The sequence below is a fragment of the Halomonas mongoliensis genome (assembly GCF_052496345.1).
The window spans coordinates 586,837-612,091 of record NZ_CP199288.1 but is presented as its reverse complement, the minus strand read 5'-3'; the positions used below and the strand labels follow the sequence as shown (position 1 = coordinate 612,091).

Annotated in this window: 22 protein-coding genes and 2 rRNA genes; 12 read left to right on the top strand and 12 right to left on the bottom strand. The window is 66.2% G+C overall.

Going from position 1 to position 25,255, the window contains the following annotated elements:
* Nucleotides 1-60: 60 nt before the first annotated feature.
* Together ACRYRV_RS02840 and rrf are read left to right on the top strand one after the other, a co-directional pair.
* Nucleotides 61-2,949: ribosomal RNA gene (locus ACRYRV_RS02840) — 23S ribosomal RNA — on the top strand.
* Between the two features lie 79 nt (nt 2,950-3,028).
* A 5S ribosomal RNA gene (gene rrf, locus ACRYRV_RS02835) occupies nt 3,029-3,144 on the top strand.
* A gap of 625 nt (nt 3,145-3,769) precedes the next feature.
* Here rrf and gdhA read toward each other — a convergent pair.
* Nucleotides 3,770-5,122, bottom strand: coding sequence for an NADP-specific glutamate dehydrogenase (gene gdhA, locus ACRYRV_RS02830; protein WP_299314627.1), 1,353 nt, complete (start codon nt 5,120-5,122; stop codon nt 3,770-3,772).
* A gap of 300 nt (nt 5,123-5,422) precedes the next feature.
* Between gdhA and ACRYRV_RS02825 the strand changes: the two genes are divergently transcribed.
* Nucleotides 5,423-5,845 carry a DUF2721 domain-containing protein gene (locus tag ACRYRV_RS02825; protein ID WP_253450545.1) on the top strand — a complete coding sequence of 141 codons (423 nt, stop codon included), beginning with the start codon at nt 5,423-5,425 and terminating at the stop codon, nt 5,843-5,845.
* Nucleotides 5,842-6,912, top strand: a complete 1,071-nt coding sequence (rlmM, locus tag ACRYRV_RS02820; RefSeq protein WP_444986088.1) for a 23S rRNA (cytidine(2498)-2'-O)-methyltransferase RlmM — start codon at nt 5,842-5,844, stop codon at nt 6,910-6,912. The genes ACRYRV_RS02825 and rlmM overlap by 4 nt, the downstream gene beginning before the upstream one ends.
* A 19-nt stretch (nt 6,913-6,931) precedes the next feature.
* On the opposite strand, the gene ACRYRV_RS02815 is transcribed toward rlmM, so the two are convergent.
* Nucleotides 6,932-7,222, bottom strand: coding sequence for an antibiotic biosynthesis monooxygenase family protein (locus ACRYRV_RS02815; protein WP_253450551.1), 291 nt, complete (start codon nt 7,220-7,222; stop codon nt 6,932-6,934).
* A gap of 42 nt (nt 7,223-7,264) precedes the next feature.
* On the opposite strand from ACRYRV_RS02815, the gene tusA reads away from it, so the two are divergent.
* Entirely contained in the window at nt 7,265-7,528 is a 264-nt protein-coding gene (tusA, locus tag ACRYRV_RS02810) for a sulfurtransferase TusA (protein ID WP_253450554.1), read from the top strand.
* Nucleotides 7,529-7,554: 26 nt separating this feature from the next.
* On the opposite strand, the gene ACRYRV_RS02805 is transcribed toward tusA, so the two are convergent.
* The 3 genes from ACRYRV_RS02805 to ACRYRV_RS02795 form a co-directional block, all read right to left on the bottom strand.
* Nucleotides 7,555-8,262 carry a hypothetical protein gene (locus ACRYRV_RS02805; RefSeq protein WP_299314620.1) on the bottom strand — a complete coding sequence of 236 codons (708 nt, stop codon included), beginning with the start codon at nt 8,260-8,262 and terminating at the stop codon, nt 7,555-7,557.
* Nucleotides 8,263-8,407: 145 nt separating this feature from the next.
* On the bottom strand, nt 8,408-9,451 hold the full coding sequence (locus ACRYRV_RS02800) for a DUF3080 family protein (protein ID WP_444986091.1): 1,044 nt from the start codon (nt 9,449-9,451) through the stop codon (nt 8,408-8,410).
* On the bottom strand, nt 9,432-10,883 hold the full coding sequence (locus ACRYRV_RS02795) for an MATE family efflux transporter (protein WP_444986093.1): 1,452 nt from the start codon (nt 10,881-10,883) through the stop codon (nt 9,432-9,434). The genes ACRYRV_RS02800 and ACRYRV_RS02795 overlap by 20 nt, the downstream gene beginning before the upstream one ends.
* A gap of 126 nt (nt 10,884-11,009) precedes the next feature.
* Between ACRYRV_RS02795 and ACRYRV_RS02790 the strand changes: the two genes are divergently transcribed.
* Complete coding sequence (locus ACRYRV_RS02790; protein ID WP_309637421.1) at nt 11,010-11,573, top strand: elongation factor P hydroxylase; 564 nt, start codon at nt 11,010-11,012, stop codon at nt 11,571-11,573.
* 111 nt (nt 11,574-11,684) lie between these two features.
* On the opposite strand, the gene ACRYRV_RS02785 is transcribed toward ACRYRV_RS02790, so the two are convergent.
* Nucleotides 11,685-12,227 carry a rhodanese-like domain-containing protein gene (locus tag ACRYRV_RS02785; RefSeq protein WP_309637422.1) on the bottom strand — a complete coding sequence of 181 codons (543 nt, stop codon included), beginning with the start codon at nt 12,225-12,227 and terminating at the stop codon, nt 11,685-11,687.
* A gap of 166 nt (nt 12,228-12,393) precedes the next feature.
* Here ACRYRV_RS02785 and ACRYRV_RS02780 point away from each other — a divergent pair, with 166 nt between their 5' ends.
* Nucleotides 12,394-14,574 (top strand): dehydrogenase E1 component subunit alpha/beta, encoded by a 2,181-nt coding sequence (locus tag ACRYRV_RS02780; RefSeq protein WP_444986095.1) that lies wholly within the window; start codon nt 12,394-12,396, stop codon nt 14,572-14,574.
* Nucleotides 14,575-14,577: 3 nt separating this feature from the next.
* Here the strand turns inward: ACRYRV_RS02780 and ACRYRV_RS02775 are convergent, their stop codons facing one another.
* Both ACRYRV_RS02775 and ACRYRV_RS02770 read right to left on the bottom strand, forming a co-directional pair.
* Nucleotides 14,578-15,063 (bottom strand): hypothetical protein, encoded by a 486-nt coding sequence (locus ACRYRV_RS02775; protein WP_253450575.1) that lies wholly within the window; start codon nt 15,061-15,063, stop codon nt 14,578-14,580.
* A 2-nt stretch (nt 15,064-15,065) separates the two neighbouring features.
* The gene (locus ACRYRV_RS02770; protein WP_309637425.1) at nt 15,066-15,944 is read right to left on the bottom strand and encodes a TatD family hydrolase; all 879 of its coding nucleotides are present in this window, start codon (nt 15,942-15,944) and stop codon (nt 15,066-15,068) included.
* Between the two features lie 119 nt (nt 15,945-16,063).
* On the opposite strand from ACRYRV_RS02770, the gene ACRYRV_RS02765 reads away from it, so the two are divergent.
* Nucleotides 16,064-17,995 (top strand): ATP-binding cassette domain-containing protein, encoded by a 1,932-nt coding sequence (locus tag ACRYRV_RS02765; RefSeq protein ID WP_444986098.1) that lies wholly within the window; start codon nt 16,064-16,066, stop codon nt 17,993-17,995.
* A gap of 74 nt (nt 17,996-18,069) precedes the next feature.
* Here the strand turns inward: ACRYRV_RS02765 and ACRYRV_RS02760 are convergent, their stop codons facing one another.
* Nucleotides 18,070-18,528: a universal stress protein gene (locus ACRYRV_RS02760; protein WP_253450584.1), complete on the bottom strand. Its 459-nt coding sequence runs from the start codon at nt 18,526-18,528 to the stop codon at nt 18,070-18,072.
* Between the two features lie 116 nt (nt 18,529-18,644).
* Here ACRYRV_RS02760 and ACRYRV_RS02755 point away from each other — a divergent pair, with 116 nt between their 5' ends.
* Nucleotides 18,645-19,178: a preprotein translocase subunit YajC gene (locus ACRYRV_RS02755; protein ID WP_253450587.1), complete on the top strand. Its 534-nt coding sequence runs from the start codon at nt 18,645-18,647 to the stop codon at nt 19,176-19,178.
* Here ACRYRV_RS02755 and slyA read toward each other — a convergent pair.
* On the bottom strand, nt 19,175-19,624 hold the full coding sequence (gene slyA, locus ACRYRV_RS02750; RefSeq protein WP_444986101.1) for a transcriptional regulator SlyA: 450 nt from the start codon (nt 19,622-19,624) through the stop codon (nt 19,175-19,177). The two genes, ACRYRV_RS02755 and slyA, sit on opposite strands and share 4 nt — an antisense overlap.
* A gap of 71 nt (nt 19,625-19,695) precedes the next feature.
* Nucleotides 19,696-20,844, bottom strand: a complete 1,149-nt coding sequence (locus ACRYRV_RS02745; RefSeq protein ID WP_444986103.1) for a DUF5924 family protein — start codon at nt 20,842-20,844, stop codon at nt 19,696-19,698.
* Nucleotides 20,845-21,003: 159 nt separating this feature from the next.
* On the opposite strand from ACRYRV_RS02745, the gene fadB reads away from it, so the two are divergent.
* From fadB to ACRYRV_RS02730, 3 genes are all read left to right on the top strand, one after another.
* Entirely contained in the window at nt 21,004-23,181 is a 2,178-nt protein-coding gene (fadB, locus tag ACRYRV_RS02740) for a fatty acid oxidation complex subunit alpha FadB (protein WP_444986105.1), read from the top strand.
* A 30-nt stretch (nt 23,182-23,211) separates the two neighbouring features.
* Nucleotides 23,212-24,390, top strand: coding sequence for an acetyl-CoA C-acyltransferase FadA (gene fadA, locus ACRYRV_RS02735; protein ID WP_309637430.1), 1,179 nt, complete (start codon nt 23,212-23,214; stop codon nt 24,388-24,390).
* 130 nt (nt 24,391-24,520) lie between these two features.
* Nucleotides 24,521-24,715, top strand: a complete 195-nt coding sequence (locus tag ACRYRV_RS02730; protein WP_444986107.1) for a CCGSCS motif protein — start codon at nt 24,521-24,523, stop codon at nt 24,713-24,715.
* Between the two features lie 40 nt (nt 24,716-24,755).
* On the opposite strand, the gene ACRYRV_RS02725 is transcribed toward ACRYRV_RS02730, so the two are convergent.
* Complete coding sequence (locus ACRYRV_RS02725) at nt 24,756-25,220, bottom strand: flavodoxin family protein (RefSeq protein WP_444986109.1); 465 nt, start codon at nt 25,218-25,220, stop codon at nt 24,756-24,758.
* Between the last annotated feature and the right edge of the window lie 35 nt (nt 25,221-25,255).

Below are 25,255 nucleotides of genomic sequence, written 5' to 3'. Positions count from 1 at the left end.
GTCTCAAGCGTATCCGGCAATGTCGTACGTTATCGCAGACCAGACCCTTTGGGGTTATATGGTCAAGCGATTAAGCGCACACGGTGGATGCCTAGGCAGCCAGAGGCGATGAAAGACGTGGAAGCCTGCGATAAGGCTCGGCGAGGTGGCAAACAACCTGTGACCCGGGCATCTCTGAATGGGGAAACCCACCCAGCACAAGCTGGGTATTCCGCACTGAATACATAGGTGTCGGGAGGCGAACCAGGGGAACTGAAACATCTAAGTACCCTGAGGAAAAGAAATCAACCGAGATTCCCCCAGTAGCGGCGAGCGAACGGGGACCAGCCCTTAAGCATGTGACTGATTAGGCGAACGCGCTGGGAAGCGCGGCCATAGTGGGTGATAGCCCCGTAGTCGAAAATCTGATCATGTGAAATCGAGTAGGTCGGGGCACGTGAAACCTTGACTGAACATGGGGGGACCATCCTCCAAGGCTAAATACTCCTGGCTGACCGATAGTGAACCAGTACCGTGAGGGAAAGGCGAAAAGAACCCCGGAGAGGGGAGTGAAATAGATCCTGAAACCGTGTGCGTACAAGCAGTGGGAGCAGACTCGTTCTGTGACCGCGTACCTTTTGTATAATGGGTCAGCGACTTATTTTCAGTGGCGAGCTTAACCGTATAGGGGAGGCGTAGGGAAACCGAGTCTTAACTGGGCGACCAGTCGCTGGGAATAGACCCGAAACCGGGCGATCTATCCATGAGCAGGTTGAAGGTTGAGTAACATCAACTGGAGGACCGAACCAGGATCTGTTGAAAAAGATTTGGATGACTTGTGGATCGGAGTGAAAGGCTAATCAAGCCCGGAGATAGCTGGTTCTCCTCGAAAGCTATTTAGGTAGCGCCTCACGTATCACCGCCGGGGGTAGAGCACTGTTTCGGCTAGGGGGTCATCCCGACTTACCAACCCGAGGCAAACTCCGAATACCGGTGAGTGCAAGCGTGGGAGACACACAGCGGGTGCTAACGTCCGTTGTGAAAAGGGAAACAACCCAGACCGTCAGCTAAGGTCCCCAAATCCTGGTTAAGTGGGAAACGATGTGGGAAGGCTCAGACAGCTAGGAGGTTGGCTTAGAAGCAGCCATCCTTTAAAGAAAGCGTAATAGCTCACTAGTCGAGTCGGCCTGCGCGGAAGATGTAACGGGGCTCAAACCAGGTACCGAAGCTACGGGTTCGTCGAATGACGAGCGGTAGAGGAGCGTCGTGTAAGCCGATGAAGGTGAGTCGAGAGGCTTGCTGGAGGTATCACGAGTGCGAATGCTGACATGAGTAACGACAAGGGGAGTGAAAAACTCCCCCGCCGGAAGACCAAGGGTTTCTGTTCGACGCTAATCGGAGCAGAGTGAGTCGGCCCCTAAGGCGAGGCCGAAAGGCGTAGTCGATGGGAAACGGGTCAATATTCCCGTACCTCACTGTATTGCGATGGGGGGACGAAGAAGGCTAGGTGAGCCAGGCGTTGGTTGTCCTGGTGAAAGCCCGTAGGCTGGGGATTCAGGCAAATCCGGATCCCTAAGGCCGAGAGGCGAGACGAACTGACTACGGTCAAGAAGTCATCGATGCCACGCTTCCAGGAAAAGCCTCTAAGCTTCAGATACAGTGAGACCGTACCCCAAACCGACACAGGTGGTCAGGTCGAGAATACCAAGGCGCTTGAGAGAACTCGGGTGAAGGAACTAGGCAAAATGGTGCCGTAACTTCGGGAGAAGGCACGCCGCACTAGTGTGAAGGCCCTTGCGGTCGGAGCACGAAGCGGTCGAAGATACCAGGTGGCTGCAACTGTTTATTAAAAACACAGCACTCTGCAAACGCGTAAGCGGACGTATAGGGTGTGACGCCTGCCCGGTGCCGGAAGGTTAATTGATGGTGTTAGCGCAAGCGAAGCTCCTGATCGAAGCCCCGGTAAACGGCGGCCGTAACTATAACGGTCCTAAGGTAGCGAAATTCCTTGTCGGGTAAGTTCCGACCTGCACGAATGGCGTAATGATGGCCACGCTGTCTCCACCCGAGACTCAGTGAAATTGAAATCGCAGTGAAGATGCTGTGTACCCGCGGCTAGACGGAAAGACCCCGTGAACCTTTACTATAGCTTCACACTGGACGCTGATGTTGCTTGTGTAGGATAGCTGGGAGGCTTTGAAACCCGGACGCCAGTTCGGGTGGAGCCAACCTTGAAATACCAGCCTGGCATCATTGGCGTTCTAACTCAGGTCCGTTATCCGGATCGAGGACCGTGTGTGGTGGGTAGTTTGACTGGGGCGGTCTCCTCCCAAAGCGTAACGGAGGAGCACGAAGGTACCCTCAGCACGGTTGGAAATCGTGCATTGAGTGCAAGAGCATAAGGGTGCTTGACTGCGAGACAGACACGTCGAGCAGGTACGAAAGTAGGTTCTAGTGATCCGGTGGTTCTGTATGGAAGGGCCATCGCTCAACGGATAAAAGGTACTCCGGGGATAACAGGCTGATACCGCCCAAGAGTTCACATCGACGGCGGTGTTTGGCACCTCGATGTCGGCTCATCACATCCTGGGGCTGAAGTCGGTCCCAAGGGTATGGCTGTTCGCCATTTAAAGTGGTACGCGAGCTGGGTTTAGAACGTCGTGAGACAGTTCGGTCCCTATCTGCCGTGGGCGTTGGAAGTTTGAGAAGAGCTGCTCCTAGTACGAGAGGACCGGAGTGGACGCACCTCTGGTGTTCCGGTTGTCACGCCAGTGGCATTGCCGGGTAGCTATGTGCGGACAGGATAACCGCTGAAAGCATCTAAGCGGGAAGCCCCCTTCAAGATGAGACTTCCCTGAGGCCTCGAGCCTCCTGAAGGGCCCAGCGAGACCAGCTGGTTGATAGGTCGGATGTGGAAGCGCTGCAAGGCGTTGAGCTAACCGATACTAATGGCCCGTGAGGCTTGACCATATAACACCCAAGGGGTCTGTCGATAACAGACGACGCCGGGTACGCGAGACGTATCGCAGCATGATTCACACCCTTTTCGCCTGACGACCATAGCGTGCGTGAACCACCTGATCCCATGCCGAACTCAGCAGTGAAACCGCTCAGCGCCGATGGTAGTGTGGGGTCTCCCCATGTGAGAGTAGGTCATCGTCAGGCACTTATATAGAAAAGCCCCGATCATCGTGAGATGGTCGGGGTTTTTCGCATGGGGGCAGCGTATCGAGCCAGGGCTCTCCCCATGGATCCCGCCTGTCGGGAACAGGCGGAAACCGCGTCAGCGGGCCGGTAGGGCGAGACTCAGGATGAGGCGAGTCGAGTATCAGGACGCCGACCGCCGGGTGGCCGGCCCGGTCATCGTCAGGCACTTTTTCAGAAACCCCAGCCCGATGGCTGGGGTTTCGTCGTTCTGGGAGCTGCCCATGAAGAGATAATGGCAGGGGATTAGACCTTGGTATAAAGACTAAGGTATAATATATGGCAATGTGAACATACCCTGAGGCCCTTTTCCATGAGTAATTCCAAGGCGATCTATCCGACCATCTGGGATCAGGCTGGCGGCCAGCGTTCCGTCATCATGCCCCTGCTCCGCGGCCTGTGGCGTGGGATGATGAAGATGGCCGAGGCTCAGTGCCGGGCCCAGGCTGGCCGTGGATATCTACCTTACGTCTGATCGGCGCCTACCTCTTCCTGTTGATCTCTCATAGGGGAGAAAGGGGAGCCACGAAAAAGCCCAGGCTTCACAGCCTGGGCTTTTGCTTGCTGTCGACTGGTGGGGGAGTGGTTACACCACGCCCTGGTCGATCATGGCGTCAGCCACCTTGCGGAAGCCGGCGATATTGGCGCCGAGCACCAGGTTGGTGGGCTCGCCGAACTCCTCGGCGGTATCGGCACACTGCTTGTGAATGTTGGCCATGATCTCCTTGAGCTTGGCATCCACCTTCTCCAGGGGCCACTGCTCCATGCTGCTGTTCTGGGCCATCTCCAGCTGGCTGGTGGCCACGCCGCCGGCGTTGGCCGCCTTGCCGGGGCCGTAGGCGATCTTGGCCTGGAGGAAGAGGTCCACGGCGTCGGCGGTGGAGGGCATGTTGGCGCCTTCGCTGATGCAGGTGACGCCGTTGTCCAGCAGCGCCTGGGCGTCCGCGACGGTCAGCTCGTTCTGGGTGGCGCTGGGGAAGGCGGCATCGGCCTTGATGCGCCAGACGGCGTGGCCATCTTCCGGATAGTCGCCGGCCGGGATGTAGCGAGCCTCGGGGTGGGTCGCCAGGTACTCTTCCAGGGAGGCGCGCTTGACCTCCTTGAGTTCCTTGAGCAGGTCCAGATCGATGCCGCGGGCGTCGTGGACGGTGCCGCGGGAGTCGGAGCAGGTCACCGGCTTGGCACCCAGCTCATAGAGCTTCTCGATGGTGTAGATCGCCACGTTGCCGGCGCCAGAGACCAGGCAGGTCTTGCCTTCGAGCTCCTCGCCGCGGGCTTCCAGCATGTTCTGGGCAAAGTAGACCGCGCCGTAGCCGGTGGCCTCCTTGCGGCCGATGGAGCCGCCCCAGTTGAGGCCCTTGCCGGTCAGCACGCCTTCATAGCGGCTGGTCAGGCGCTTGTACTGGCCATACATGTAGCCGATCTCGCGGGCACCCACGCCGATATCGCCGGCCGGCACGTCGGTGGTCGGTCCGATATGGCGGTAGAGCTCGTTCATGAAGGACTGGCAGAAACGCATGATCTCGCCGTCCGACTTGCCCTTGGGGTTGAAGTCGGAGCCGCCCTTGCCGCCGCCGATGGGCAGGCCGGTCAGGGCGTTCTTGAAGATCTGCTCGAAGCCCAGGAACTTGATGGTGCCCGAGGTCACGCTGGGGTGGAAGCGCAGGCCGCCCTTGTAGGGGCCGAGGGCGGAGTTGAACTGGACCCGGTAGCCCTTGTTGACCTGGACCTTGCCGGCATCGTCGGTCCAGCAGACGCGGAACATGATCTGACGCTCCGGCTCCACGATGCGCTCGATGATGCTGTGATCCAGGTAGTGGGGGCTCTGCAGGAACAGCGGGCGCAGACACTCGAGGACTTCCTCGGCGGCCTGATAGAACTCGGTCTGGGCCGGGCTGCTCTTGCGGAGGCGCTCCAGGGTGTCGTGAACGTAGGGCATCGAGAGATTCCTGTGTAGAAGGGTGTGTTCGTATCCGTCGTTCAGGCGGATAGCCTGGAAGTGATTTCCAATGGATGCCCAATATAAAGCAATGCACCATTATGCATCAACTGTATGGGTTATGCGCTGGTTAGACATTGATATGAAGCGATAACGCTTGAAATTGGCGAAAAAAGGCGCACCAAATCGGAGCAAAAGAAATTCTTCATAAATGGTAAATAAACGGTGGTAGGTTCTCGTCTGCCGATCTGCCCGGCTGGTATGATGGCGCCCACTGTCATCGATTGCGGAGAGCCCCACTTGACCCTGACCACGCCGGCCCTGCTGTTTCCGGCCATTTCCCTGCTGCTGCTTGCCTATACCAACCGCTTTCTGGTGCTCGCCCAGCTGATTCGCAAGCTGGCAGACGAGGAGCGCAACCAGCATCAGGAGGCCAATGCCCGCCAGATTCTGCTGCTGCGCCAGCGCATCTCCCTGACCAAGCGCATGCAGCTTGCCGGCGTGTTCAGCTTTCTGCTCTGCACCCTGTCGATGTTCGCGCTCTTCCTGTCACTGGAGCTGACCGGCATGGTGCTGTTCGGCATCAGCCTGGTCGCGCTCTCGGTCTCGCTCATCTACTCCCTGTGGGAGATCCAGATCTCCACCAATGCGCTCAACGTCCAGCTGCAGGATGTCGAGGCGCAGCTTCGCGCGAGCGGCAAGCACCTTGGGGGTGACGCATGAGCCTGATACCCAGCGAGCTGCTCTGCTACTGCCGCCCCGGCTTTGAGCGTGACCTGGCCGAGGAGCTTGCCGACAAGGCGCAGCATGCAGGCTGGTCGGGGACCCCGCTGCATGCGGCGGGAGACGGCTTCGTTCGCTTCGCACTGCCGGAGGGGGAGAGCGCCAATGCTCTCCATCGAGCGCTGCCGCTGCATGGCCTGGTCTTCGCTCGGCAGAGCCTGGTGGCGCTTCCTGCGCTGACTCTGGACCGGGAGGACCGTCTGGGGCCGATCGTCGAGCAGGTGGTGGCCAGCGGCTGGAGCTTCGAAAGCCTGTGGCAGGAGACCCCGGATACCAATGACGGCAAGGCGCTCTCGGGCCTGGCCAAGGCGCTGGCACGCCCCCTGGAGTCGCTGCTCAAGAAGCGCGGCGCCCTGCGTCGCAAGGCGGGTGGGCGCCGCCTGCATCTGCTGTGGAGCGCTGGGGATGTCGTCCAGCTGGGGATGAGCTTTCCGGGCAACCGCAGCGAGCAGCCCGGCGGGATACGGCGGCTGCGCTTTCCAAAGGCGGCGCCCAGTCGCTCCACGCTGAAGCTCGAGGAGGCGTGGCATGAGTTTGTGCCGCGCTCGGAGTGGGACACGCGCCTGGCAGAGGGGATGCAGGCCGCCGATCTGGGGGCGGCCCCGGGAGGCTGGACCTGGCAGCTGGTGCATCGTGGCATGCACGTCTACGCCATCGATAACGGGCCCATGGACAGGGCGCTGATGGCCACGGGCCAGGTAGAACATCTGCGCGAGGATGGCTTCGTCTGGGAGCCGCCCTACCGGCTCGACTGGCTGGTGTGCGATATCGTCGACAAGCCCGCCCGGGTCCAGGCGATGATGGAGCGCTGGCTGGTGCGGCGCTGGTGCCGCGAGGCGGTGTTCAACCTGAAGCTGCCGATGAAGCGACGCTGGCCCGAGGTGGAAGTCTGCCTGGGGCGCCTGGAGGCGGCGCTTGCCGCGGCAGGCGTGGCGGCCGATATCGCCTGCCGTCACCTCTACCACGATAGGGAAGAGGTGACGGTTCACGTGCGGCTGCGGGACTGAGGTGCGGTTCCCCGCCGCTTCAGTGGGTGGTGGGTTCGTAGATGCGAATGCGCTCTTCTTCGGTTAGCAGCGGCAGTACGCGCTGCATGACTCGAGACCGCTCCTCGCTGGTGTACCATTCCTTCCAGGCGCGCAGGTCGCGCCATTTGGTGATCATCAGACGCCGATCGCTGTGGCCCAGCTCAACGAGGCTCTCGCCGCCCACAAAGCCCCTGGCGCCAAGGGACTGGCGCATGGCTTCGCGAGCGGCCTCCTCGTACTCCTGCTCAAGGCCCGGCATGATACGGCGTTCGATAATGATCTTGATCATCTAGCATGCTCCGACTGATGAAACCCGACGACGAGGCCATCGATGGTTGATATCCGTGACGCAATGCCCGAGGCGGCACCCGACTTCCAGGTCGAGCTCGACACCACGGGACTCTACTGCCCCGAGCCCATCATGCTGATGCACAACAAGGTGCGCGACATGCACCCAGGCGAGGTGCTCAAGGTCATCGCCAGCGACCCGGCCACCACGCGGGACGTGCCGAAGTTCTGCCAGTTCCTGGGCCATGAGCTGATTCGCCAGGAGGAGCTCGAGGACAGCTACCTCTACTTTATCCGTTTAGGCTAATCCTGTCCCGGGCCAGCCGGGCTGATTCAGCCCGGCGTCGGCGTCTCCGGCATCACCATCAGCGCCAGGGCCTCGAGGGTCGCGGGGTCCTCGCGACGGATACGGTTGGCGATCTGGCGCTGGAAGAAGTAGACGGCGCGGTGGCGGCTATGGCCGGGGTAGAGGCAGGGGTCGCCGGGAAGGATCGGCGTGTTCTCCACCAGGCGCTCGTCGGCGAGAAGGGCCTCCACGGCGCCGTCGCTGTAGAGCCGCCACCCGAATACCTGCTTGAGCTGCCAGGGGGTGTCGTCGCCGTCCATGCAGAGGGCGTGGGTGCCCTGGCTCTCGGGGATCTGCTGGATCAGGGTGACCTGGTCGGTCTCCTCGTAGTCGAAGTAGGCAGCGGCGTGCTCGAGTTCGAACACCTTGTGCTCGGGGGCCACCTCGAAGAGCTCCTCGGTCTCGGGGTCGCGGTAGCCCACGAAGCTGCCGTGCTCCGGGTCGTCCAGGCGGTGACAAGGGGTCAGCGCCTCCATCCAGGGCACCAGGCCGACCACCTCGCCATCCTCGCGCATGCCCCAGGCGAGCAGGGGCATGCCATAGAGGGTGTCGGGGCTCGAGGCCAGGCGATAGACCATCTCCAGGCCGTCCAGCTCAGGAGCCAGGCGGATCAGGCGTCGGCGGGCAAGCTGACGCTGGCGCATCGTCTCCAGGTCGATGACCCGGGCGGAGCGGGGTGACAGCGGGATTCCCATGACGTTCCTCCACATGCTGCGTGATCACGGCATCGGCGCGGGAGCCTGGCTCCACGGGCCGCTCGGAAGCGCTCTGCGTCACTCTCGTTCACACCAATAGCACAGACGCTCCCGGAGGTTAAGCCCCAGGCACCCTCGGCATGCGTTATCGGCAGCGCTCGGCGTGGGCCTCGCGCAGGGCTCTGTGCTCCTCCAGGGCGCTGCGGAAGGCGGGCAGCGGCGCCCCTGGCTCGGTGGTGGAGAGCCAGCTTTCCCGATAGTGCGCCACCGCCGCGGGGGGCGAGTCGAGGAGGGTGAAGAGGGGCGTCAGCGCTTCGAGCCAGCTGTCGGCCGCCTGCTCCAGGGCCGCCAGCCAGTCGCCAGCCGGGCGCGTCTCGGGGGCGTCGAACCCGGTGGGGAGCGCCGGCGTGCGACAGGCGTCGTGGCGGGCCAGCGCCTGCTGAATCAGCGCCGAGGCCTCCTCCAGGCGCTGGGTGGCCAGCATCAGGGTGCGCAGCAGCTCGGCGCTGTAGGGGCGCGCTCTCAGGGCGCTCAGGTGGGACTCCAGGGCGTCCGGATCGGGCTGCCGGGCGCCTGAGAGGGGGGCGGTGCTCAGTGCGTGCAGGTAGTCGAGGGCATCTTGCTGGGCCGCGGGTGGCGCCAGGGCATCCGGGGGCAGGGCGGCGCTGACCCGGGTAAAGTTTCCCGCCCACTCCTCGGAGCCGAACAGGCCGTTCCAGGCGGCGGCGGGGAGCTGCTCGCTCTTGGTGGCGGCGAGGGATTCGAGTCGCGCCAGGTCTGCCTCCCCCAGCCGCTCCGGGACGTCGCTTTCCAGGCAGGCATTGAGTCGTTCCCAGAGGGTCAGCTCGTAGCGCCACTGCTGGCTGGCCGGCGCCACCCGGCCGAGGGCGCTGTTGCGTTCCGCCACCAGGGTGGTGATGTGGCACTCGCGCAGCGCATAGACGTTGAGCAGGCCGGCTCGGGTTTCCGGAATATCCACCAGGCGATCGCGCCGCTCGGGGAAGGCGCCGATATTGTCCGGGGTGGCCGGGGGCGGTGGCGCCAGGTCGAGCTGCGAGGCCAGATGTTGCTGGTAGTCGCGCAGCAGGGCGTCACTCTCGGCGCCACCCTGGCCGCAGCCGGCCAGCAGTGCCCCGGTGCCGGCGAGCAGCAGAGGGGCGAGCCCGCACCTAGTTCGTCTCCAGTCCATGTTGTTCTCCTTCCGCAACCCGTCGGCTGATCCTCTGCAGCCGCATGCCGAGCAGCAGGGCGGCGGCGGTGAGGCCGGCGATCAGTCCCACCCAGTAGCCATGTACCCCCATCGGCTCAATCAGGCCGGTCATCCCGCGGGTACCCAGCCAGTGGCCGCCGGCCAGCCCCACCAGCCAGTAGGAGGCGAGGGTGATCACCATGATGATGCGGGTGTCCTTGTAGCCGCGCAGGGCGCCGGCCAGGTTCACCTGCAGGGAGTCCGATACCTGGTAGATCATGGCCAGTAAGACCAGCGACAGCGCCAGGCGTTGCACCTCGAGATCATGGGTGTAGAGGCCAATGACCGGTTTGGCGGTCAGCCACAGCAGGGCGCTGTTGAACAGGGCCACCGCGACGCTGACGACGATGCCGAACCAGGCGACCTGCCGGGCATAGACGGGGCGCTGCTGCCCCAGGGTGTTGCCGACCCTCACCGTCAACGCCATGCTCAGGGCCAGCGGCAGCATGAACAGGATGGAGGTGTAGTTGAGGGCGACCTGGTGAGCGGCGACCGTCACCTCGCCCAGGCTGGCGATGAACAGGGCAATCAGCGTGAAGAGCGTCACCTCCACGAAGATCGCCACGCCGATGGGCAGCCCCACGTGCAGCAGCTCGCCGATCAGGCGCCAGCGCGGCGGGGAGGGGGAGTGCCAGAGGGAGACTTCCCGATAGGCCGGAGCCCGGCGGGTATAGAGCGCCATGGCCAGGCTCATGGTCCACAGCGACAGCGCCGTGGCGATGCCGCAGCCCAGGGCGCCCAGCGCCGGCATTGCCTGAATCCAGGCGGGCAGCCACTCCCCCAGCAGGGCGGTGAGCCCGTCGCCGCCGTAGATCAACACGTAGTTGCTGGGGATGTTCACCCCGAGCCCGATCAGGCTGATCCACAGCGAGGGGCGGGTATGATTCATGCCGTCGGAGAAGGCGCGTAGCGCCTGGAAAAGCGCCGCGCCGGGCATGCCGAAGGCCACCGCTGACAGGTAGGCGGCGGAGCGACTGGCGACCTCCTCGGGAACGTCCATCAGCCTGAAAATCGGCTGAACGGCGAACCAGAGCAGGAGTGCCGCCATGGCGCCCAGCACCAGCGCGACCCATAGCGCCTGGTGGACGTTGGGGCGAATCTCCGCGGTGCGCTGCCCCCCCAGCAGCTGGGCGACGATGGGCGTCAGCCCCATCAGGGTGCCGGTCATGAACAGCATCAGCGGCATCCAGAGGCTGGAGCCCACCGAGACCGCGGCAAGGTCGGTGGCGCTGAGGCGGCCGGTCATCATGACGTCGGCCACGCTCATGCCGGCCTGGGCCAGCTGGGCACCGCAGATGGGCAGGGCCAGCACCAGCAGGGGGCGAGTCTCGCGGCGGCTGGTGGCGAGCAGGCGAGAGAAGAGGGTGAACAAGGTCGGGCTCCGTACAAGCAGCTGCCGGAAAGGGTGGCAGGCCGGCTATGGTAGCAAGACGGGCCCCCTTTGGCCTGCTGGGTTGGCCCCCTATAATGGTGGCCCCATCGCCTGCGAGGAGTCTGCGTGAATCACCGTCTCGAGGATGTCATCGCCCTGTTCGATGGCCTGTTTCAGTCCAGCTACCGCACTCGGCTGGTCCGCGGTGGCGACGAGCCGCTCTATCTACCCGCCGATGACGGCTCGCCCTTCCATCGGGTGATCTTCGCCCGGGGCTTCTATGCCAGTGCCCTGCACGAGATCAGCCACTGGTGCATCGCCGGGGAGCGTCGCCGGCAGCTGGAGGACTACGGCTACTGGTACCTGCCCGACGGGCGCGATACCGCCGAGCAGCGCGACTTCGAGGCGGTGGAGGTGGCGCCCCAGGCGCTGGAGCTGCTCTTCTGCCGTGCCAGCCAGCGTCGCTTCCATGTCAGCGTCGATAATCTGGGCGGGGAGGCGGAGGTGGACCGGGAGGCCTTCCAGGCCCGGGTCACGGCACGGGCCGAGCGCTTTGAGCGGGAGGGGCTGCCACGGCGGGCCGAGGCCTTCCGGTACGCTCTGCGCTGTTTCTATCGGGAGGGTGCCAGCCTGGAGGCGGCCGTCGAGGCAGGGCGTGGGCGGCTGGTAACGCCGGCAGTGCCGGCCTGAGCGCAGCGGTGACGCCGCGCGGACTGCTCCGATGACGATCACCCCGTCATCGGAGCAGGCGTGCAGAGCAGAGATCGACGCGGGGTGAGAGGCCTCAGGGCGCGTGGCGCCTCAGCGGAAAGCCTTGTCCGCGTCGAGGGTGCGAGTCCAGGGGAGGCCGCTGTTCTGCCAGCCGTTGACCAGTCGCATGCCTTCGCGCTCTCCGCTCTCGGCAGGGTCACCCTGGAAGCCATGGGTCACATAGCGGACCGACTCGAAGCCCTGCTCCAGCAGGTAGGCGGCGCTCGGCTCGCCGCGATCGCTGCCGGAGCGGCACATGGTGATGACCATCGCGGAGCGGTCGAGCCCCTTTTCTTCCAGCGCGGCGGCAACCTGCTCCGCGAAGTCCTCGTTCGGCACCATGGCAAAGTGGCCACGCTCCTCGTTCCAGCTCTCGCGATCCGCGATGCGGAAGGGGATATTCCTGTCCACTTCGTTGGTGGCGCCGATGAACATGACTTCCACCGGATCACGCACGTCGATGAAGAGCACGTTATCGCGCTCTTCCTGCAGGAGCTCGTAGGTCTCCTGCGCGGAAATCCGGTTTTCCGCGCTGGCGGCGGCCGAGACCAGCAGCGCCGCGGCGCCGCCAAGGATGGCGAGTGTCCGTATCATAGTTACCTCTATCGTCTGTCATAGCTGTCAAAGTTCTAACAATATAACAGTATAGCAAGGGCAGGCTCCCTGCCAGGAGATCCACCGCTTCGCTGTGCGCGGCCGCCAGCAGCGCGGGGCGAATCGGCTAGGCTAGAAGCGATATTCCCTGCCGGAGCTCGCCGTGGTGTCACGTCCTTTTGCCGCTTCCGGGCCGCTGCCCCAGGAGGCCCGCTTTTTCGATGCCCTCGCCCGGGATGAGTGGCCCCTGACCGAAACCGATCTGACTCTCGAGGAGGCGGGGCTCTCCCCCGAGGCGCTGCTGGCGCTCTTCGAGTCCCAGCTGATGAGCCGCCACCTCGACCTCGAGGCCAGGCGCCTCCAGGCTCGCGGCGAGGGCTTCTACACCATCGGCAGCGCCGGCCACGAGGGCAGCGCCGCCGTGGCCCGGGCGCTGCGGGCCAGCGATCCCGCCTTCCTTCACTATCGCGATGCCGCCTTCCTGATCGAGCGTTCCCGCCAGCTGCCGGGCCAGCGCCCCCTGTGGGACCTGCTGCTGAGCTTTGCCGCTTCCGCCGAGGACCCCATCTCCGGCGGGCGCCACAAGGTGCTGGGCTCCAGGGCCCTCAACGTGCCGCCCCAGACCAGCACCATCGCCTCCCACCTGCCCAAGGCGGTGGGGGCGGCCCATGGGCTTGGTCTTGCCGGGCGTCTGGGCGTCGAGGGGACCTGGCCCGCCGATGGCGTGGTGCTGTGCAGCTTCGGCGACGCCTCCTTCAACCACTCCACCGCCCAGGGGGCGATCAACGCCGCCGGCTGGGCCGCCTATCAGGGGCTGCCCCTGCCGCTGGTGCTGCTCTGCGAGGACAACGGCCTGGGCATCTCGGTGCCGACGCCGCCGGGCTGGATCGCCGCGGCCATGGCGGCCCGCCCAGGCATTCACTACCTGGCCTGCGACGGCCTGGACCTGCTGGACACCTGGCGTGCGGCCGGCGAGGCGGTGCGCATCGCGCGCACCCGGCGCCGGCCGGTCTTCCTCCACATGCGCTGCGTACGCCTCTTCGGCCACGCCGGCTCCGACGCCCAGCAGGCCTACCTCAGCCCGGCGCGCATCGAGGCAGACGAGGCCCGGGACCCGCTGCTGTTCGGCGCCGGGCTGCTGCGCCGCCACGGGGTGCTGGATGCCGAGACGCTGGGCGAGCGCTATCGGGCGATCGGCGACGAGGTGGCGCGCCTTGCCGAGGCGGCGATCCGCCGGCCCAGGCTCGCGAGCGCCGAGGCGGTGATGGCCAGCATCCTGCCGCCGCGGCGGCCGGGGCGGATGACGCCCGGCCCGGCGGAGATGGCCGAGGCGCCCCTGACCCTGGCCCAGGGGCTCAACCTGGCCCTGGCGCGGACGCTGGCCCGCCACCCGGGCGCGGTGCTGGCCGGGGAGGATATCGGCCGCAAGGGCGGCGTCTATGGCGTGACGCGGGGGCTGCAGAAACGCTTCGGTGCCCATCGGGTGATCGACACCCTGCTCGACGAGCAGAGCATCCTGGGGCTCGGCATCGGTCTCGGGCAGAATGGCCTGCTGCCCATCGTCGAGATCCAGTTCCTGGCCTACCTGCACAACGCCGAGGATCAGCTGCGCGGGGAGGCGGCCACCCTGAGCTTCTTCTCCAACGGCCAGTACACCAATCCCATGGTGGTGCGCATCGCCGGGCTCGGCTACCAGAAGGGGTTCGGCGGGCACTTTCACAACGACAACGCCATTGCCGTGCTGCGCGATATTCCGGGGCTTCCGGTGGCCTGTCCGGCCGGCCCCCGGGAGGCGGTGGGGCTGCTGCAGGAGGCGGTGCGCCTGGCCGACGAAGAGCAGCGGGTGGTGGTGCTGCTGGAGCCTATCGCCCGCTATCACAGCCGCGACCTGCTCGAGGAGGGGGACGGGCGCTGGTGCGAGGAGGACCCGGGGCCCGATTTCCGCCTGCCGGTGGGGGAGCTCGGCCGTTGGGGAGAGGGGAGCGAACTGGCCATCCTGACCTACGGCAACGGGGTGCACCTGGCCCGCCAGGCCCTGGCGGAGATCGACCCGGCCGGGGCGCGAGTGCGGATCGTCGCCCTGCGCTGGCTGACCGGCATCGACCACGACGCCGTGCATGACGCCGTGGCCGACTGCGGCCGCGTGCTGATCGTCGACGAGTGTCGCCGCTCGGGGTCGCTGAGCGAGGCGCTGGTCACCGGCCTGGTGGAGCGCGGCGTGGCCGGCGAGCGACTGTCGCGGCTGACCGCCGAGGACAGCTTCATTCCCCTAGGGCCGGCGGCCACCCTGACGCTGCCCTCCCGGGAGCAGGTCGCCGCCCGGGTGCGGGCGCTGCTGGCGCCCTGAGCCTCAGTCGTCGCCGTGGCCGCCCAGGCGCTGGTGAAGGTGCAGCATCACCTCCACCTCGTGCTCCGGACGCATCGGCTCGAGCCCCAGCTCGCCGAACAGCTCGCCGCGGGCCCGGGCCCAGTCCCCGGGGGAGAGGGCGCCGTAGAGGCTCTCGGCCGGGGCCAGTTCCACGAAGGGGTCGAGGCCGTAGGTGTCGAAGAGCCGCGACAGGGCGGCCTCGTCGTCGCCGACCCCGGCGGTATAGAGGGTGTCGCTGAAGTGGTCGTTCTCCAGCTCCCGGATCACGTCCAGGGGGCTGACCCCCATGCTGTTGAGCTCCTCCAGGCTGTATTCGCCCAGGGAGACCGTCTCGGCATCCAGCCAGTCATCCTCTGGCTGGATCAGGGTGTGCTTGACGCGACCATCGGGCAGGGTCCAGGCGATGGCCAGCGGCAGGCCGCCGTCGTCGCCGGTCTCCACGGCGATAAAGCCGGGCATATCGGCCATGATCAGTTCTCCTCGTGATTGGGGGGCAGCCGAAAGAAGCGGCGCGCCGTCGCGGTGGTGCCGGCGGCCAGGGCGGCCTCGCTCTCGCCGCGCCAGTGGGCGATCTCGCGGACGATCCACGGCAGCAGCGCCGGCTCGTGGCGCCTGCCCTTGAGTTTGGCAGGTAAGTTGCGCGGCAGCAGGTAGGGACAGTCGGTTTCCACCATCAGCCGTGCCAGCGGAATGTCGCCCACCAGCTCGCGCAGGTGATGGCCCCGGCGCTCGTCGCAGAGCCAGCCGGTCAGGCCGATATGCAGGTCCAGGTCCAGGTAGCCATGCAGGGTATCGCGCTCGGCGGTGAAGCAGTGGACCACGGCGTCGCCGATATCGTCGCGCCAGGCGCGCAGCATCTCGCGCATGCGCCGACCCGCGTCCCGCTCGTGGATAAAGAGCGGCTTGCCGCAGGCGGCGGCGATCTCCAGCTGGGCCTCGAAGGCGCGCTCCTGCTCCGCGGGCGTGGAGAAGTTGCGGTTGAAGTCGAGCCCGCACTCGCCCACGGCGACCACCTCGGGCAGGCGCTGCAGGGCCGCCATGGCCGCCGCGAGCTCGCCGTCCCAGCGGCTGGCGTCGTGGGGGTGCACGCCGGCGGTGGCGTGGAGCGAGAGCCCGTCTCCGCCGTGCTCACGACACATCGCCACCGCCTGTTCGGCGTGCTCGCGGTCGGTGCCGGTGAGGATCAGGGTGGTGACGTTGGCCGCCCTGGCGCGGCCGAGCACGGCCGGCAGGTCCCGGGCAAAGCTCTCGTGGGTCAGGTTGGCGCCGATGTCCACCAGGGGCGCCGGCGCGGTGAAGCGCAGCGCCTCGGGGAGGACATCATCGAACTGGGCGGGGTGCTCTGCCAAGGCGGAACTCCTCTGGGGAAGGGGGCGACGGGGCGTCCGAAGGAGGCGCATTGTACCCGCGGCGGCGGCCTCCTGCATGGGGTACACTGGCGCCCCCGGTGAAACGAAGAGGTATTCGCGTGACCCTGCTACGTCTGGAACAGCTGCAACTGGCCTATGGGACCCATGTGCTGCTCGATGGCGCCGACCTGGTGCTGGAGAGGGGCGAGCGCCTGGCCCTGGTGGGGCGCAACGGCACCGGCAAGTCGACCCTGCTGCGCCTGGTGTCCGGCGAGACCCTGCCCGATGGCGGCACCCTATGGCGGGCGCCGGGGCTCAAGATCGGGGTGCTCGCTCAGGAGCTGCCCGAGGCCGACGGCCAGACCATCTTCGATGTGGTGGCCGGGGGACTGCCCGAGGCCGGTGCGCTGCTCTCCGAGTATCACCACCTCGTCGGCGAGGAAGCACCGGACATGCGCCGCATGGCCGAGCTCCAGACGCGCCTGGAGGCCATCGACGGCTGGTCCTTCCACCAGCGCATCGACGTGGTGTTGACCCGCCTGGGGCTGCCCGCCGATGCCGAGATGTCGGCGCTCTCCGGCGGCTGGCGTCGGCGCGTGGCCCTGGCCCGGGCCCTGGTGGCCGAGCCCGACCTGCTGCTGCTGGACGAGCCCACCAACCACCTGGACCTCGACACCATCGCCTGGCTCGAGGAGCAGCTGCTGGCCTTCAACGGCGCGGTCCTCTTCATCACCCACGACCGCGCCTTCCTGTCGCGGCTGGCCACGGCGATTCTCGAGCTGGATCGCGGGCGGCTCGGCCGCTACCCCGGCGACTACGCCAGGTACCAGGCCCAGAAGGCCCACGAGCTGGAGGTGGAGGCTCGGGAGCACGCCGAGTTCGACAAGAAGCTCGCCCAGGAGGAGGCCTGGATCCGCCAGGGCATCAAGGCGCGGCGTACCCGCAACGAGGGGCGCGTGCGGGCCCTGGAGCAGCTGCGCCGGGAGCGCAGCGAACGTCGCGAGCGCCAGGGTACCGCCAACCTGGCCGTGGACGGCGGTGAGCGCAGCGGCAAGCGGGTGGTGGAGCTCTCCCACGTCACCCAGCGCTTCGGCGACGAGGCGGTGATCCGTGACCTCTCCCTGGAGATCCAGCGCGGCGACCGCATCGGCTTCATCGGCCGCAACGGCGCCGGCAAGACCACCCTGCTCAAGATCCTGCTGGGCGAGCTTGCGCCCACCGAGGGGGAGGTCCGGCTCGGCACCAAGCTGCAGGTGGCCTACTTCGACCAGCTGCGCGCCGGACTCGAGCCCGAGAAGACGGTCTACGACAACGTGGCCCAGGGCAGCGACCGGGTCAGCGTGGGCGGCCGCGACCGCCACGTGATGAGCTACCTGCAGGACTTCCTCTTCAGCCCGGAGCGGGTCCGCCAGCCGGTCAAGGCGCTCTCCGGGGGCGAGTCCAACCGGCTGCTGCTGGCCAAGCTCTTCACCCAGCCGGCCAACGTACTGGTGCTCGACGAGCCCACCAACGACCTCGACATGGAGACCCTGGAGCTGCTCGAGGAGCTGCTGCTCGACTTCGAGGGCACCCTGCTGCTGGTCTCCCACGACCGCGCCTTCATGGACAACGTGGTGACCAGCGTGCTGGCCTTCGAAGGCGAGGGGCGGGTGCGCGAGTACGTGGGCGGCTACAGCGACTGGGTGCGCCAGGGGGGCAAGCTGCCGCCGGCGCCCTGGGAGGGGGCGGCCCGCCAGCGGGCAGAGCCCGTCGCCGAGGTGGCAGGTGTCGAAGCGACGCCGGAGACAAAAGCCGAGCCTGCCCCGGCGCTGAAGAAGCCCGCCAAGCTCTCCTACAAGCTGCAGCGCGAACTCGACGGCCTGCCGGCGGAGATCGAGCGGCTCGAGGAGGCAGTGGCCGAGTTCGAGGCCAGGGTGGCGGATCCCGGTTTCTACCAGCAGGAGAGTGCGACGGTCACCGCCGTGCTGGAGGAGATGGCGGCCAAACAGGCGGCGCTGGACGCCGCCATGGAGCGGTGGATGGAATTGGAGGCCATGGCCTCCGGGGAGTAAGTAGGGCAGAACCCGACTAAAGAAAAGGAAGCGCTGATTGGCGTCGCGAGCGCAGCAGACAATCAGTGTTTCCGTTACTCGGCGCTCTTCTCGCCCTTCTTACCCACGCGCACGGCGAGGACATCGCACTGGGCGCCGTGGAGCACGCCTGTGGAGGTGGAGCCGAGCAGCAGGGCGAAGCCGTGGCGGCCGTGGGAGCCCACCACGATCAGGTCCACGTCGTTCTCCTCGGCGAAGCGGTGGATCTCGGTGTCGGGCATGCCCACCAGCACATGCTGGTTCTCCCGGGGGACGCGGTCGTCGGCGATCTCTGCCAGACGCTGCTTGGCGTGCTCGTCGAGCTGGTCCTGGATGCTGGTGAGGTCCATGGGGATATCGCCGCCGTAGGCGAAACCCAGGGGTTCCAGGGTGTGCATGATGGAGAGCTTGGCGTTCTGGTTACGCTCGGCGATCTGGGCGGCACGCTCCAGCACCTTGTGGGAATCCTTGGTCAGGTCCACGGCGACCAGGATATGACGGTACTCGTTGCTCATGGGGAGGCTCCTTGCGAGTTGGCAGAGTCGGCAGATGCCTTCACTCTAGGCCGCCTGACCCGGCAAGACAACGACGTGTATCAAGAATCACGCATCAAACCGATCTGGAGACAACGATGACCTGGCTGTTCATCCTCTTTGCCGTGCTGCTGGTGGCCTCGCCGGTGATGTGGCTCAAGCCCAGCCCCAGGCAGCGCCGCATCTCGGCGCTGCGCAACGCCGCCCTCAAGACCGGCCTTGTGGTCAAGCTGGAGAAGCCCCCGCTGCACGGTATCCAGACGGCCATGCCGGCCTACCGCTGGCGCTATCCTCAGGAGCGGCCCGGGCCCGACTTCGTGCTGGTGCGCGACGACCACGCCAGCTCGGCGCTCAAGCCCTTCGTGCACGGCTGGCGCTGGCGGAGGGAGCCGCTGCGGCCACTGCCCGAGGCGCTGGAGGACCGGCTCAAGGGGCTGCTGGAGCGCCTCCCCCAGGATGCCCTGGTGGTGGAGTCCCATCGCCACGCCCTGAGCCTCTGGTGGTGGGAGTCCCAGGACTTTCCGCGCTTCTCTACCTACCTCGAGGACTTCGTGGCGCTGCGCGACGGCCTGGCCGGGCGACCGGACGACGGCGCCGTGACGGTGCCCTTCGGGCAGCCCCCTGGGGGCTAGTCCTGCGCCTCGGCGTCCCTGGCCTGGATGGCCAGGCCGTTATTCTCGATGCGGGAGAGCAGCTCGGAGAGAGTGGTCAGATCCTGCTCGCTCAGCCCCTCGAACATCTCCCGGCGAGCGTCACGCACCACGGCGTCGATGCGTTCCAGCAGGGGGGTGGCCTCGGCGGTGAGAAAGACCCGTTTGGTGCGCCGGTCCTGGTCACAGGGGCGGCGCTCCACCAGGCCCTGGCGGGAGAGCTGGTCCAGGGTGCGCACCAGGGAGGGGGCCTCCACGCCGATCGCTCGGGCCAGGTCGCACTGGGGCTGGCCGTCGCCGAGCCGCCACAGGTGGTAGAGCGTCACCCAGCGGGTCTGGGTCAGACCCAGGGGGGCGAGGCGCTCGTCGATGATGGCGCGCCAGAGTCTCGGCAGGCGGCTAAGTTGAAAACCGATATTCTCGTACATGGGCACAGGGTTCCAGAAGTTTGGCTCGATTCTGTGAACCCCCAGCGTGGAATGCAAGCCGGCTTATAGTTTCACTCTCCCTCCCGTGAGCCGGGCACCAGTCGGCGCAGCCCCTGGATCCCCCTCAGCAGCTCGCTACCGTCCGCCAGGGTGGCGTGCTCGTCCTCGGCGACGCGGAAGCGCAGTACCCCGATCCGCTGGCCGCCATCGGTCATCACATCGATTCGCCAGCGTCCCTCGGGCCGGCTCGGAAAGTTCTGCTTGTGGCTCCAGGCCCGATAGCCCGCCTCCCGGCCGCCCTCGATGGTCAGCGGGATGCGGTCGACCTCCTCCCCCTCATGGCGCCAGACATGAAAGACCTCCTCCCGGAGCCCCCGCGGGGCGCGGATCGCCGTGTAGGCGTAGAGCCCGCTTGCGGCCAGCGCCTCCGGGGTCAGCGGAAGCTCGCCCCGGGGGGCGCGCGCCTCCACGTCGAAGGCGGGGGAGAGGGCGGCGCTGCCGAGCCAGAGGTTGGCCGGCGGTACCCAGATGCGCCCCGTCCAGGCCAGGCCGGCCAGCAGCGGTAGCAGGGTCAGCATCATCACCCAGCGTCGGCCGCGCTGCCCGGCCGTCAGGTGCAGCAGGCTCGGCAGACTGAACAGCAGCATGGCGGCCAGCGCCAGCTTCAGGCTCTCCGCCGTGGTGAGCTGCAGCATGATCGGCAGGGTGACCAGCACCACCAGGAAAACGCACTGAGCGTGGAAGGCGAGGTAGAGCCAGCGGAGGCGGTCCGCCACCCGGTAGTAGAGGGGGTCGACGATGGAGAAGATCGCCATGCCGATCAGCAGCAGGGTAAAGAGTGCCTGGCCGCTGCTCCAGACGGTGGTGGCCAGCAGGAAGGGCAGCGTGAAGAACAGGGTCTCCTGGTGGATCATCTGGGCGATGAAGAGGGTGACCCCGTGGGGCAGGGTGGGGTAGCCGCGTCGGGCCAGCAGCCGGCCGAGCAGGCTCTCGGAGAGCAGCAGCAGCCAGGTTGCCAGCATGCCCAGGGCTAGCAGGGCGCCCAGCCACTGCTGGCGCTCCACCAGGAAGAAGCTGCCCAGGCCAGCGGCGAAGGCGATGGGAGGCCAGAGCCAGCTCCAGGGACGCAGGCGCGCCACCAGGCGCTCGACCCGCGCCTGCAGTGCGCTGAGTCGCGCGCTGCCCGGCCGGCTGCCGGGAGCCGGAGAGGAAGAGGACATGGGAGATGGCTACCCTGTGGAGTGGCATCGGAAAAGTTTATCAGTCTCCGGCGGCAAGAGGGAGGAGACGAGGTAGACGTCAGTGGGGCTTGACGACGCGGCGTTGGTGAACCAAGCTGTGCGCATTCAAACGGCCGTATGAAATCGGGAGATTCGCGGATGATCTATCAGGGCAATGCCATCACGGTGCAGCGCGGCGACGGCGATATCGCCACGCTCACCTTCGACCTGCAGGACGAGTCGGTCAACAAGCTCTCCAGTGCGGTAGTCACCGAGCTGGAGGAGGCGATCAAGGCGCTGCAGGCGGAAAGCGGCCTCAAGGGGCTGGTACTGGCCAGCGCCAAGGAAGCCTTCATCGTCGGTGCCGACATCACCGAGTTCCAGGGCATGTTCGGCAAGGGAGGCGACTTCCTGGAGTCGATGCTGATGCGGGTCCATGAGATCTTCAACGCCATCGAGGACCTTCCCTTTCCCACCGTCACCGCCATCAACGGCCTGGCCCTGGGCGGCGGCTGCGAGGTGCTGCTGACCACCGACTTCCGGGTCATGAGCGAGACGGCCCAGATCGGCCTGCCCGAGACCAAGCTTGGCATCCTGCCCGGCTGGGGCGGCTGTGTGCGCCTGCCGCGTATGATCGGCGCCGACAATGCCATCGAGTGGATCGCCGGTGGCACCCAGAACAAGGCCGATGCTGCCCTCAAGGTCGGCGCGGTCGATGCCGTGGTGCCGGCCGAGCAGCTCGAGGCCGCCGCTCGGGATATCCTGGCCCGGGCCAACGCCGGCGAGCTGGACTACCTGGCTCGCCGCGAGGAGAAGAAGCAGCCGCTCAAGCTGAACCCCATCGAGCAGATGATGGCCTTCGAGACCGCCAAGGGCTACGTAGCCGGCAAGGCGGGGCCGCACTATCCCGCGCCCGTCGAGGCGATCAAGGTGATCCAGAAGGGGGCCGGCGAAGAGCGCGCCCGGGCCCAGGCCATCGAGGCCAAGGCCTTCGCCAAGCTGGCCATGACCGACGTGGCCTTCAACCTGGTGGGCCTGTTCATGAACGACCAGGTGGTCAAGAAGAAGGGCGGCCAGTACGAGAAGCAGGCGCGTCCGGTCAAGCAGACCGCCGTGCTCGGCGCCGGCATCATGGGCGGCGGGATCGCCTACCAGAGCGCCTCCAAGGGCACGCCGATCCTGATGAAGGACATCAAGGAGGAGGCGATCCAGCTGGGGCTCAAGGAGGCGCGCAAGCTGTTCGCCAAGCAGGTGGAGCGCAAGAAGCTGACCACCGAGAAGATGGCGGAGAAGCTGGTCAACATCCGCCCGACCCTCTCCTACGGCGACTTCGGCAGCGTGGACCTGGTGGTCGAGGCGGTGGTCGAGAACCCCAAGGTCAAGGAGGCGGTGCTCACCGAGGTGGAAGGCCTGGTCGGTGAGGAGACCATCCTCACCTCCAACACCTCCACCATCTCCATCAACCGCCTGGCCGAGAACCTCAAGCGTCCCGAGAACTTCTGCGGCATGCACTTCTTCAACCCGGTGCACCGCATGCCCCTGGTGGAGGTGATCCGCGGCGAGAAGACCTCTGATGCCGCCGTGGCGGCCACCGTGGCCTACGCTCGGGCCATGGGCAAGACTCCCATCGTGGTCAACGACTGCCCGGGCTTTCTGGTCAACCGCGTGCTCTTCCCCTACTTCGGCGGCTTCAGCCAGCTGATGGCGCAGGGCGCCGACTTCCAGCGGGTCGACAAGGTCATGGAGAAGTTCGGCTGGCCCATGGGGCCCGCCTACCTCCTCGACGTGGTAGGCATGGACACCGCCGTGCACGCCGGCGAGGTGATGGCCGAGGGCTTCCCGGAGCGGATGGGCAGCCTGGGTGGCAATGGCGAGAAGAGCGCCATCCAGGCGATGTTCGAGAACGACCGCCTGGGCCAGAAGAACGCCAGGGGGTTCTACGCCTACGAGGAGGATCGCAAGGGCAAGCCGAAGAAGGTGCGCGACGAGGCGGCCATCGAGCTGGTACGCGGCGTGGCGAGGGAGAACCGCGAGTTCTCCGACGAGGAGATCATCAGTCGCATGATGGTGCCGCTCTGCCTGGAGACCGTACGCTGCCTGGAGGACGGCATCGTGGCAAGCCCCGCCGAGGCGGACATGGCGCTGATCTACGGCATCGGCTTCCCCCCCTTCCGCGGCGGCGCCCTGCGCTATATCGATGCCATGGGCGTGGCGGCCTTCGTCAAGCTGGCGGACGGCCTGGCCGAGGAGCTGGGGCCGCTCTACGCCCCCACCGAGAAGCTGCGCGAGATGGCCGCTGCCGGCGAGACCTTCTACGCTGCCCCGGCCCAGAGCTGATACCACCGCGACGAACAGGAGAAGCAAGAGATGAGTTTGAACCCGAGAGATATCGTGGTGGTCGACGGCGTGCGTACTGCCATGGCCAAGGCCAAGAACGGCGCCTTCCGCCACGTGCGTGCCGAAAACCTCTCCGCGGCGGTGATGCAGGCGCTGTTTACCCGCAACGCCGGCCTCGACCCCAGCGAAGTCGACGACGTGATCTGGGGCTGCGTCAACCAGACCCTCGAGCAGTCCATGAATATCGCTCGCAACGCGGCGATCATGACCGGGATTCCGCGTAGCGTGCCGGCCCAGACCGTCAACCGCCTGTGCGGCTCCTCCATGACCGCGCTGCATATCGCCGCCGCCAACATCAAGGCGGGCATGGGTGACTTCTACGTCATCGGCGGCGTGGAGCATATGGAGCACGTGCCGATGGCTCATGGCGTCGACGTCAACCCCGCGGCCAGCAAGCATGCCGCCAAGGCGGCGATGATGATGGGCCTGACCGCAGAGCTCCTGGGCAAGATGCACGGCATCTCCCGGGAGGAGCAGGACAAGTTCGGCGTGCGCTCCCACCAGCGCGCCCAGGCCGCCATGGAGAAGGGCTACTTCGACAACGAGATCGTCGGCGTGGAGGGGCACGACGCCAACGGTTTCCGTCAGCTGGTCCAGCGCGACGAGGTGATCCGCGCCGATGCCAGCCTCGAGAAGATGGCCGAGCTCAAGCCGGTCTTCGACCCGAGAGGCGGTACCGTCACCGCCGGCACCTCCTCGGCGCTCTCCGTAGGCGCCTCCGCCATGGCGGTGATGAGCTATGAGCGGGCCCAGGCCCTGGGCCTCGAGCCCATCGCCCGGGTGCTCTCCACCGGCGTGGCGGGCTGTGACGCCTCCATCATGGGCTACGGCCCGGTGCCGGCCTCGAAGAAGGCGCTCAAGGCCGCCGGCCTCACCACCGATGACATCCAGACCGTGGAACTCAACGAGGCCTTCGCTGCCCAGGGCCTGCCGGTGCTCAAGGACCTTGGCCTGCTCGACGCCATGGAGGACAAGGTCAATCTCAACGGCGGGGCCATCGCACTCGGCCACCCGCTGGGCTGCTCGGGCTCACGGATCTGCACCACCCTGCTCAACGTGATGCAGCAGCGCGACACCACCCTGGGGCTTGCCACCATGTGCATCGGCATGGGCCAGGGCGTGGCCACGGTGTTCGAACGCCTGAAGTAAGCGGCTGTCAGGACCAACGGCCCTCTCCCTCGGGAGAGGGCCGTTTTCATTGGGCCGTTGACGATTCATTCGGCGCCCAATAAGATGCATTTTTTTTACTTCTTAAAGTGGCCACTGCGAGGTAACGCCCATGGGACTGCTCAATAGCCTGCTCAAGAAAGACAAGACAGAAGACAGCACAGCGGAGGAAGGCCAGGTCGTGCAGACCTTCGAGCCTGCGCCGGCAACGGCCTCAGAGACCAGTGTCGAAGCGGCGGCCGGCACCGAGGGGGAGAAGAGCGGCAAGCACGGCGAACCCGGCGTCTGCTGCGGCTCATGCCACTAAGGCGAACCGACCGTCCCTGGCTCTGCCTGGCTGCCACCGGCTACAGAATACCCGCTTCGAGCCCGGCCGCCAGGTAAAGCCCCAGCTCCTCCACCTGCTCGACGAAGGCCTCCTGCCAATCGCCGCGCAGGGTGAGGGGCTCCTGCACCCACCTCCAGCGAAGCCCTGTCACGATGCTCTTCACGGCGCGGCGAGTGCCGGTGCCATCCTGTCCGGCGCGGATATAGAGCGCGCAGGGAAGGCCCTGTTTCTCCTCCAGCAGCGGATAGTAGCAGCGGTCGAAGAAGTCCTTGAGCGCTCCGCTCATGTAGCCCAGGTTCTCGGTGGTCCCCAGCAGGATGGCATCGCAGTCGCGGACATCCTCGGGGTCGGCATCGAGCGGCGCCTTGACGATGACCTCCACGCCGGCGACCTCCGGGTGCCGCGCGCCGCGTTCGGCGGCCTCGCGCAGCGCCAGGGTATTGGGGGAGGGGGCATGGGCGACGATCAGCAAGCGCTTGTTCATGTTGACAGCTCCTCGGCTTTTTCCCACGCTGAATC

What these genes read in the sequence shown, in the direction of transcription:
- gdhA (WP_299314627.1), bottom strand. Translation starts at nt 5,122, where the DNA reads ATGCCCTACGTTCACGACACCCTGGAGCGCCTCCGCAAGAGCAGCCCG.
- rlmM (WP_444986088.1), top strand. Translation starts at nt 5,842, where the DNA reads ATGAGCCTGATACCCAGCGAGCTGCTCTGCTACTGCCGCCCCGGCTTT.
- ACRYRV_RS02815 (WP_253450551.1), bottom strand. Translation starts at nt 7,222, where the DNA reads ATGATCAAGATCATTATCGAACGCCGTATCATGCCGGGCCTTGAGCAG.
- tusA (WP_253450554.1), top strand. Translation starts at nt 7,265, where the DNA reads ATGGTTGATATCCGTGACGCAATGCCCGAGGCGGCACCCGACTTCCAG.
- ACRYRV_RS02805 (WP_299314620.1), bottom strand. Translation starts at nt 8,262, where the DNA reads ATGGGAATCCCGCTGTCACCCCGCTCCGCCCGGGTCATCGACCTGGAG.
- ACRYRV_RS02800 (WP_444986091.1), bottom strand. Translation starts at nt 9,451, where the DNA reads ATGGACTGGAGACGAACTAGGTGCGGGCTCGCCCCTCTGCTGCTCGCC.
- ACRYRV_RS02785 (WP_309637422.1), bottom strand. Translation starts at nt 12,227, where the DNA reads ATGATACGGACACTCGCCATCCTTGGCGGCGCCGCGGCGCTGCTGGTC.
- ACRYRV_RS02775 (WP_253450575.1), bottom strand. Translation starts at nt 15,063, where the DNA reads ATGGCCGATATGCCCGGCTTTATCGCCGTGGAGACCGGCGACGACGGC.
- ACRYRV_RS02760 (WP_253450584.1), bottom strand. Translation starts at nt 18,528, where the DNA reads ATGAGCAACGAGTACCGTCATATCCTGGTCGCCGTGGACCTGACCAAG.
- ACRYRV_RS02755 (WP_253450587.1), top strand. Translation starts at nt 18,645, where the DNA reads ATGACCTGGCTGTTCATCCTCTTTGCCGTGCTGCTGGTGGCCTCGCCG.
- slyA (WP_444986101.1), bottom strand. Translation starts at nt 19,624, where the DNA reads ATGTACGAGAATATCGGTTTTCAACTTAGCCGCCTGCCGAGACTCTGG.
- ACRYRV_RS02745 (WP_444986103.1), bottom strand. Translation starts at nt 20,844, where the DNA reads ATGTCCTCTTCCTCTCCGGCTCCCGGCAGCCGGCCGGGCAGCGCGCGA.
- fadB (WP_444986105.1), top strand. Translation starts at nt 21,004, where the DNA reads ATGATCTATCAGGGCAATGCCATCACGGTGCAGCGCGGCGACGGCGAT.
- fadA (WP_309637430.1), top strand. Translation starts at nt 23,212, where the DNA reads ATGAGTTTGAACCCGAGAGATATCGTGGTGGTCGACGGCGTGCGTACT.
- ACRYRV_RS02730 (WP_444986107.1), top strand. Translation starts at nt 24,521, where the DNA reads ATGGGACTGCTCAATAGCCTGCTCAAGAAAGACAAGACAGAAGACAGC.
- ACRYRV_RS02725 (WP_444986109.1), bottom strand. Translation starts at nt 25,220, where the DNA reads ATGAACAAGCGCTTGCTGATCGTCGCCCATGCCCCCTCCCCCAATACC.